Annotated in this window: 1 protein-coding gene and 1 pseudogene; both read right to left on the reverse strand. The window is 67.9% G+C overall.

Going from position 1 to position 1525, the window contains the following annotated elements; translation table 11 throughout:
• Positions 1-359, reverse strand: a pseudogene (locus tag FV222_RS25735) (methyl-accepting chemotaxis protein); the annotation flags it as partial.
• Between the two features lie 21 nt (positions 360-380).
• The gene (locus FV222_RS25740) at positions 381-1349 is read right to left on the reverse strand and encodes a cytochrome c peroxidase (protein ID WP_246685669.1); all 969 of its coding nucleotides are present in this window, start codon (positions 1347-1349) and stop codon (positions 381-383) included.
• Positions 1350-1525: the final 176 nt, after the last annotated feature.

The following is a 1525-nucleotide window of genomic DNA, read 5'->3' on the forward strand; positions in this document are numbered from 1 at the left end:
TTCGACGCCGCCGTGGCCCTGGCCGCGCGGGAGACGGCCCGCATCCGGTCCGACGACGCGGCCGCTTCGAGCCGCCCGAGCAGGGCCGAGAGCTGGTCGCCCTTGGCCGTGAAGTCGGCGGCGACCACCGTCATGTCGATCAGGTCGGTCATCGCGGTCACCCGCGCGACCAGCTCGTCGGCACCGTGGAAGCGGTCGCGCGCCGCGCGGCTCGCCGCGTTCGCTTCGTTCGTGCGCTCGGCGACCCGCGAAAGGTTGCCCACGGCATCCAGTCCGACCAGCCCGGTGACACCGGACAGGAGGCCCGCCAGAATCATGAAGCCGAGGAGCGGAAGAAGGATCTTGTAGCGGATCGACATGGTGGGCGTTCCGTCGTCGCGTCAGTTCGGGAGGTTCGGCAGGGTGGTCCGGGTCTGCTCCGCCGTCAGCGTGCGCAGGAACGCGAGAAGGTCCGCCCGCTCCTGCGCTTCCAGCCGCAACGGCCGCGTCAGCGGCGACTTCGAGGGACGTGCGACGCCGCCCGTCTCGTAGAAGGCGAGGACGGCTTCGAGGTCGGCGAATTGTCCGGCGTGGCCGAAGGGGGCGCGGTAGGTCAGGTTGCGCAGGCCCGGCGTCTTGAACGCGTGCATCGCCCGCGGGTCGTCGGGCTCGAAGGCGGCACGGCCGACATCCTTGGTCGGGATGCCGATGTCGTGGAACTTGTTGTCGGTGAAGTTCCAGCCCGTGTGGCAGCCGGCGCACGCGGCCTTGCCCGTGAACAGGTCGAATCCGCGTTGCGCGGCCGGCGAGATCGCGCTCTCGTCGCCCTCGACCCAGCGATCGAACGGCGCCGTGCCGGCCACGACCGTCCGCTCGTAGGTCGCGATCGCGGTCAGGATGTTGTCCTGGGTGACGCCGTCCTTGGGAAACAGCTTGCCGAACCAGGCGCTGTATTCGGGAATCTTGTTCAGGCGGCCGATGATCTCCGGGAACTTCCCGTCCATCTCGCCTTCGGCGGTGATCGGACCCATCGCCTGGGTTTCCAGGTTCGGGGCGCGGCCGTCCCAGAGCAGGGTCGGAATCCAGGCGGCGTTCAGGACGGTGGGCGCCTTGCGCCCGAGGGGCTTGTTGGTCGCACCGATCGCACCGGCGACCGGGACCTCGAACCCGAACGACGGATTGTGGCAGCTGGCGCAGGAGAGGTTCTGCTTGCCGCTCAGGCGCGGATCGAAGAACAGCATCTTGCCGAGCGTCGCCGTCTGCGGCGAATACCGCGCCTCTTCCGGAAACGGGATCAGATCCGGCCGCTTGTAGGCGGCCTTGGCGGACTCCAGACTCTGCCCCTGCGCGACCGTGGCGCAGGCGATCAACGCCGCCGAAGCGAGAACGCTCAGGCAGCGTGAAAGCGCTGTATTACTCAGTGTCTGTTCGGCAACAAGCTGTGCAATCTGAGCAGGTTGTGATTCAAGCGAGGGCTGAGAAAGGCCTTTGCTGATGTGGACGACCGAGAACCGTGTTCGCTACGACCGGAGCGCGTTGCGCTACG

It is taken from the genome of Methylobacterium sp. WL103, from assembly GCF_008039885.1.
Classification (GTDB): Bacteria; Pseudomonadota; Alphaproteobacteria; order Rhizobiales; family Beijerinckiaceae; genus Methylobacterium; species Methylobacterium cerastii.